This window comes from Collinsella aerofaciens (assembly GCF_015561195.1).
GTDB classification, from domain to species: Bacteria; Actinomycetota; Coriobacteriia; order Coriobacteriales; family Coriobacteriaceae; genus Collinsella; species Collinsella aerofaciens_AC.
The window spans coordinates 228,123-235,594 of the sequence record NZ_JADMSU010000003.1; the positions used below are offsets into that span (position 1 = coordinate 228,123).

The following is a 7,472-nucleotide window of genomic DNA, read 5'->3' on the forward strand; positions in this document are numbered from 1 at the left end:
CGCAAACTAACTACACGCGAATCGACAGGTTCTTTTTATCATCGCTCCAGTTGCAAGCGTTGCGCGCGGGGCATGCAAAGCAGGCACGCGACGCTTTGTCGGCTGCATAGAGCAGACGCTCAAGCGGTTGGCTGTTCACGCGCAGCTTTCGATGGCCCAGAATGGCCGTCTTAATGGCTGCGGCATCGGCTGGCTCAAACGCCACGTCATCGGGCATGCCGCCGAGAATCGCATCAGCGACGCGTTCGCTTGCAACATCATGGGATATACCCGATTCATACTGTTCATCTTTGCCGATATCGTGAAGAAGTGCCGTGGCGTAGATGACCTCGCGGTCAAATTCGAGCTGCTCCTCGAGATTCTTGATCCACATAATGCGAGCGACATCGAGCAGATGGTCAATACCGTGGCGGCAGAAGATGCGCCCCGATTCCAACTGTGCGATGTTGCCCAGGTGCCGCCGGAACAGCCCGTTGGCACAAATGTAATCAATGCGAGGCATGGCACCAAAGGGGGCCAGGCCCGAAGCCATAAAGCCGCGACGCGACGTCCCCTCATCGGTCTTCGATGTAAAGTCGTTGACGACCCTCATGGTTAGCGGCCCAGCATCCTAAAGAAACGCTCCTCGAGCGCGAGATCGGTCTCAAAGACGCCGCGGCGAGCAAGCGTCACGGTCTTGGTGCCGGGCTTTTGCACGCCACGCATCGTCATGCACATATGCTCGGCCTCCATCAACACAATCGCTCCCTGGGGAGCGAGATAATCCATGAGGGCATCGGCAACCTGTGCGCACAGTTGCTCCTGCAGCTGAAGACGGCGGGCATAAACCTCAACCGTGCGGGCGAGCTTGGAAAGCCCAGCCACCCGACCGTTAGGGATATAACCAATGGCAGCCTTGCCATAAAACGGCAGCAGATGATGTTCGCACAGCGAGTAGAACGTAATGTCGCGCTCGATAACCAAATCGTTCGAAGCGACGGCAAAGGTTTTGGACAGGTGCTCCTCGGCACTCTGGTCCATGCCGCCGGCGATCTCACCATACATACGGGCAACGCGCGCCGGGGTCTCCAGCAGGCCCTCACGAGTTGGGTCCTCGCCTATGCCCTCAAGCAACAGCTTAATGGCGGCCTCGACTTTTTCCTGATCGACCATCTGGGCCTCACTTTTCCGATTTCACGTTCGCGCTATGGTACCACGCCCTCCGGCATCGACCACAAGCTACATAGTATGGGTCGAATAGACCGGATCGTCCCGCCAAAGCTCCACGGCGTCGCAAAGCGCAACGTTCTCACGCTCGGCACGGGCACGCGTGGCGTTCATATCAATCACGCGCTGATTGCTCGAGCCCCTAAAGCGCAACGAGATATCGTACAGATCTTGAACAAACGGGCCGTCCACCAACATGTCGAGGCAGGCAAGGATGCGGTCCGTCACCTCGGTATGATGACGACCGCCCGGCATAAGCTCCTCGAGTACGTCGCCAGTAAAGCACCAAATAGTCTTCCCCGACCCCACAGGATAAGCGGCACGAACACGCTCGACAAACTCAACGAGCCCCGCCTGGTTCTCGGGCTCCATAGGCTCTCCGCCCAGAATCGTCAGGCCGTCAATAAAGGGATGATCGAGGCTCTCGATAATCTTGTCCTCGACGGCACGATCAAAGGGCTCGCCCGCGGCAAAGTCCCACGCAACAGAGTTAAAGCAATTCTTGCACCCACGACGGCACCCGCTCACAAACAGAGAAGTACGAACGCCTTCCCCATCAGCAATGTCGAAATACTTAATGTTCGCGTAGTTCATAGGTAACTCTCCCGGGAGGCCGGGACATATCATCCCGTCCTCAAACATTCTCGGCCTTCGGCCTGCGAAACTGCGGGCGGGACGATATGTCCCGGCCTCATGCAAAGGGTAACTCAATGAACGAAGCGAACATCGAGCATAGGGTTCGAGGTCCAATAAAAACTGGGTTGCGGCTCAACCACCATCGCAAGTAAATCGCAGCTGCAGCTCGAATTATTTCCGCTAAGAACTTCGAGGAGTGAGCAGACCGCATGCTGCATCTCAGCTACGTCAACTTGGCTGAACCGAGAGGGCCGCTTGGGCTTTTGCTCGATATGAGTTCCGCACGCAAAGAAGGCCACTTAATGTGGCCTTCGTCTTGCGCAGGACTGTCCGAAATAGTGAGCAAATGCCCAAGCGGCCCTCTCGGTTCAGCCCCGGAGCGGTATTAGAGATGCAGCACGCGGTCGCGGATCTCCTCGGTTCGACCCTGGTTCCAGAATTGGGTACCGATGTAGCCGCACGTACGACGGGCGACGTTCATCTTCTCCTGATCGCGGTTGCCGCAATTGGGGCACTCCCACACCAGCTTGCCGTCATCCTCGACAATCTTGATCTCACCGTCGTAGCCGCACACCTGGCAGTAATCGCTCTTGGTGTTGAGCTCGGCGTACATGATGTTGTCGTAGATGTACTGCATCACGCGAATGACAGCCTTGAGGTTGTCCTGCATGTTGGGAACCTCGACGTAGGAGATAGCACCGCCCGGCGAAAGCTGCTGGAACATGCCCTCAAACTTAAGCTTGTCGAATGCGTCGATCTCCTCGGACACGTGGACGTGGTAGCTGTTGGTGATGTAGCCCTTGTCCGTCACGCCCGGGATAATGCCAAAACGACGCTGCAGGCACTTGGCGAACTTGTAGGTCGTCGACTCAAGCGGGGTACCGTACAGCGAGAAGTCAATATCGCTTTCGGCCTTCCACTCGGCGCACTTATCGTTCATACGCTGCATGACGGCCATGGCAAAGGGCGTGCCCTCCTTCTCGGTGTGGCTGTGGCCCGTCATGTACTTGACGCACTCATACAGGCCGGCATACCCCAGGCTGATGGTGGAATAGCCGCCCACGAGCAGCTTGTCGATCGTCTCGCCCTTCTTCAGGCGGGCGAGGGCACCGTACTGCCAAAGAATCGGTGCGGCATCCGAAAGCGTACCCATCAGACGCTCATGACGGCACAGCAGGGCGCGGTGGCACAGCTCGAGGCGCTCGTCGAAGATTTTCCAGAACTTGTCCATGTCCTGATGCGAGCTCAGCGCGACATCGGGCAGGTTGATGGTCACAACGCCCTGGTTAAAGCGACCGTAGTACTTAGGCTTGGTCGGGTCATAGTTCAGCGCGTTGGCGACATTGTTAAAGCCGTTGCCCGAGCGGTCGGGCGTCAGGAAACTGCGGCAACCCATGCAGGTGTAGCAATCGCCGTTGCCGGCGGTCTCGCCCTTCGACAGCTTGAGCTCGCGCATCTTCTTCTCGGAGATGTAGTCGGGCACCATGCGCTTGGCGGTGCACTTGGCAGCCAGCTGGGTCAGGTAGAAGTACGGGGAATTCTCGTGAACGTTATCGTCCTCGAGTACATAGATAAGCTTGGGGAATGCCGGGGTAATCCACACACCGGCTTCGTTCTTAACGCCCTCATAGCGCTGACGAAGCGTCTCCTCCACGATCATGGCAAGGTCGTGCTTCTCCTGCGCTGAGCGAGCCTCGTTGAGATACATAAAGACCGTCACAAACGGCGCCTGGCCGTTGGTGGTCATAAGGGTCACGACCTGATACTGAATCGTCTGGACGCCGCGACGGATCTCGTCACGCAGACGGTCCTCAACGACCTCACGGACTTTCTCGGCAGATGCCGAAACACCGAGCTCCTCGAGCTCGCGGGCAACCTCGCCGCGAATCTTTTGACGGCTCACCTCAACAAAGGGGGCGAGATGGGTCAGCGAGATGGACTGGCCGCCGTACTGGGAGGAAGCAACCTGGGCGATAATCTGCGTCGCGATGTTGCAGGCAGTCGAGAAGCTGTGCGGCTTCTCGATCAGCGTGCCCGAGATAACGGTGCCGTTCTGGAGCATGTCCTCCAGGTTCACCAGGTCGCAGTTATGCATGTGCTGGGCAAAGTAGTCGGAATCGTGGAAGTGGATCAGGCCCTCATTGTGGGCATCCACGATCTCCTGGGGCAGCAGCACACGCTGAGTCAGGTCCTTGGAGATCTCGCCGGCCATATAGTCACGCTGGACGGAATTGACGGTCGGGTTCTTGTTAGAGTTCTCCTGCTTGACCTCTTCGTTATTGCACTCGATCAGCGACAAAATCTTGTCGTCGGTCGTGTTCTTCTGGCGCTTCAGGCTCTGAACATAGCGATAGATGATGTAGTGGCGAGCAACCTCGTAGCAGTCGAGACGCATGATCTCGTCCTCGACCAAATCCTGGATCTCCTCGACCGAAACGGTGTGGCCCGCGTTCTCGCATGCCTCGGCGACGTTTTGTGCCGCATAAACCACCTGGCGGTCGGTTAGACGAGAGCTCTCCTCGACCTCCAAGTTGGCGGCGCGGATGGCATTGACGATCTTATCGATGTCAAAGACAACCTCGGTGCCGCTGCGCTTGATGATCTTCATCCTCTTGCCTCTTTCGCGTCGTAGTCTCATTGCGCTTCAGAGCCAAACGATGCCCGACAGGGCCTGTCCCTGTCTTGCGGCGCCGTCGCGCAATCTGTGTTCTCGATAAACCATAAGCCTCCATGCGGACATTCCCAGGAGCCGATCAAGCGGCTCAAGGACACGTTCAAAAGAGGCAGTTAAGGTCTTCGTTCTCTGTCCGCCATCTATCATACGACAAAGAGGCATCTATATCCTGTATTCTTTTTTTAGGTCAAACACAACATATAGTGTTTCAGCAGGTCAAAGCAATTAGTCATTTTGCAGACGCATTAAAAATGAAGGGCTCTTGGCAGAGTGCTAAAACGTTATCAGCTCGACTACCTGCACGGCAGTTTTGAAACCCCCTCAACCGCGCCGCTGACAAATCCTACCAAAACCAAGCCGCTCACGCCAAAAGAATCCAAAAGATTATGCTTGACCAACATGTTGCGGTCACGATCGGCCAGGACGTATGCAATCTGCCGGCACCTCTACGGGATGCGAAGACCATCGCGTACAGACCTTGGATCAATATTTGGCGGCTTATTTGGCGGCGTGCTTGGTGGCAAAACAAAACAGCCCAGAGGACATAGCCTCTGAGCTGCGAACATTTGGTGGGCGTTAGAAGATTTGAACTTCTGACCTCTTCCGTGTCAGGGAAGCGCTCTCCCCCTGAGCTAAACGCCCAAATGGAGCGGACAACGGGGCTCGAACCCGCGACCCCAACCTTGGCAAGGTTGTGCTCTACCAACTGAGCCATGTCCGCTTACGAGGATTAATCTTACGTGATACCCGCATCCTATGCAAGAACTTTTTTTGAAAAGTTTTGCGACGCCCTCGCGAACCTCGCAAAGACATCAACCACCACGTAAGGCGCAGGCAAACGCAAACTCGCCTCAAGAGGCCCCTACAACTCAGCGAGCATGATCCAGGCAGAACTGTCCTGCGCGAGCCTGCCGTCTGCAAGCGGTGATGAGGTGAGCAGGACCCTGCCCGCCGGCAGCTCCACGGGTGCTGCACCGAAGTTCGTCACACACGTCCAGCCGTTGTCGCGGCGATAGGCGATGACGCCGCCCTCAGCGCCCTCGGCACCATCCGCAAGGCCGGTGCGCCCGTCAAGATCGAGCCACGCGAGATCGTTGGCGCACCCGCGCAGCTTGCGCCGCAGCCAGAGGGCGTCACGATAGAGCGCAAGCATCGATGTCGGGTCCGCTTCTTCCCTATCGGCAGCGTAATCGGAAAACCATGCAGGCTGCGGCAGATGGGGCGCCGCATCGGCGTCCGCCGGTGAAAACCCAAACGATCCGCCCTGCGCGGGATCGTCCGCCGCCACCCACGGCAGGGGCACACGGCAGCCGTCGCGCCCCTTCTCGCGCTTCGGTCCGTGCGTATTGGTCGCAGTAGGATCTTCGAGTGCAGCCCACGGAATGTCAGCCACCTCAAAAAGGCCGAGCTCCTCACCCTGATACACGTATGCCGAGCCCGGAAGCGCCAGCTCGAGCAAAAGGGCCGCCCGCGCGCGGCGCTCGCCGAGTTCACGGTCCTCGTCATAAGACGACCCGTCGCGTAAGAGCCAGTCGAGCGCAATCTGGTGGTAGCGCGTCGCTTTGATCTGCGGCAGGGCATAGCGCGTCGCCACGCGCGGCACGTCGTGGTTGGAGAGTACCCAGGTCGAGGCGGAATCGGATTCTATAGCTGCCTTCAAGCCCTCCTCGATTGCAGCGTGCATGTCATCATAGGTCCAAGTGGCCTTGGCAAACTCAAAGTTGAATGTCTGGCCAAGCTCGCTGGGACGCGCGTAGAGATACTGGCGCTCGGGCAGCACCCATGCCTCGGCAACGGCGCTGCGCGGCGGATTATAGCGGTCGAACACGCGGCGCCACTCGCGATAGATCTCATGGACCTCGTTGCGGTCCCACAGCGGATGGGTGCCGTCGTCAACCATGTCATCGCCCTCGGCGAGATGCCACCGGTCGAGGTCATCGCGGTCGAGATCCTTGGCGAGACCGTGCGCCACATCAATGCGAAAGCCATCGACGCCTCGATCGCTCCAAAACGCCAGGACGTCGCAAAAGAACGCATGAACCTCGGGGCACGACCAGTCAAAGTCCGGCTGCTCGGGTGTAAACATGTGCAGATACCACTGACCGTCCGCGACGCGCGTCCAGGCGGGGCCGCCAAAGTTGGCATTCCAATTGGTGGGAGGCAGCTCGCCGTGCTCGCCGCGGCCATCGCGGAAGATATAACGGGCGCGCTCGGGCGATCCGGGGCCGGCGGCAAGAGCGGCTTTGAACCAGGGGTGCTGGTTGGACGAATGGTTGGGCACGATGTCGACGATGACCTTGATGCCGTGCGCGTGAGCCGCAGCGATCATGTCATCGAAGTCGTCAAGCGAGCCGAGACGTGGGTCGACATCGCAGTAGTCCGCCACATCATAGCCGCCATCAACAAGAGGCGATGGGTAAAACGGGCTCAGCCAGATGGCCTCGATACCCAGCCGCTCAAGATAGTCCATCTGCTGGGTAATGCCCGCGATATCGCCCAGACCCGAACCAGTCGAATCCTTAAACGAGCGCGGGTAGATCTGATAGATCGCGGCATCGGACATCCATGAGCGCGAAGAGGACTTTTCTGTAGCCATGGGGTGCGCCTCCCTTGCAACGAGGTTTTGCGAGATGCCCACGATGATACGCCCAAAGCGGACATTCGCGGCAAACAACGCCACAGCCACGCCCCAAACGCTCGCTCCCTCTCGGGTTCGAGCCCAAGCGATGGGTACGAAAAAGCCCGGCTACCGTAGTAGTCGGGCTGCTGCGTTTGGAGCGGACAACGGGGCGTCCGCGTATCCGCTTCGCGGATCCGCACCGGCTTCGGCCGCCTGCCGGCGTCCTCGCCAGCTCGCTACAAACGCTCCGCGTTTGCTTAACGCTCGCTCCCTCTCGGGTTCGAGCCCAAGCGATGGGTACGAAAAAGCCCGGCTACCGTAGTAGTCGGGCTGCTG

The 7,472-nt window shown here is 58.4% G+C and carries 5 protein-coding genes and 2 tRNA genes; all 7 read right to left on the reverse strand.

Features of this window, described 5'->3' with window-relative positions:
• Positions 1-10: 10 nt before the first annotated feature.
• Complete coding sequence (locus tag I2H81_RS05055; RefSeq protein WP_171021502.1) at positions 11-592, reverse strand: HD domain-containing protein; 582 nt, start codon at positions 590-592, stop codon at positions 11-13.
• Between the two features lie 2 nt (positions 593-594).
• Complete coding sequence (folE, locus tag I2H81_RS05060) at positions 595-1,152, reverse strand: GTP cyclohydrolase I FolE (protein WP_195644788.1); 558 nt, start codon at positions 1,150-1,152, stop codon at positions 595-597.
• Between the two features lie 66 nt (positions 1,153-1,218).
• The gene (gene nrdG / locus I2H81_RS05065; RefSeq protein ID WP_195644789.1) at positions 1,219-1,800 is read right to left on the reverse strand and encodes an anaerobic ribonucleoside-triphosphate reductase activating protein; all 582 of its coding nucleotides are present in this window, start codon (positions 1,798-1,800) and stop codon (positions 1,219-1,221) included.
• Between the two features lie 427 nt (positions 1,801-2,227).
• The gene (gene nrdD, locus I2H81_RS05070) at positions 2,228-4,450 is read right to left on the reverse strand and encodes an anaerobic ribonucleoside-triphosphate reductase (protein WP_099431452.1); all 2,223 of its coding nucleotides are present in this window, start codon (positions 4,448-4,450) and stop codon (positions 2,228-2,230) included.
• A 633-nt stretch (positions 4,451-5,083) separates the two neighbouring features.
• Positions 5,084-5,158 (reverse strand) — tRNA-Val (locus I2H81_RS05075).
• A 3-nt stretch (positions 5,159-5,161) separates the two neighbouring features.
• Positions 5,162-5,237, reverse strand: a tRNA-Gly gene (locus tag I2H81_RS05080).
• 141 nt (positions 5,238-5,378) lie between these two features.
• A complete protein-coding gene (locus tag I2H81_RS05085) occupies positions 5,379-7,112 on the reverse strand; it encodes a glycoside hydrolase family 13 protein (protein ID WP_229108075.1) in 1,734 nt (577 codons plus the stop codon).
• Positions 7,113-7,472 lie beyond the last annotated feature (360 nt).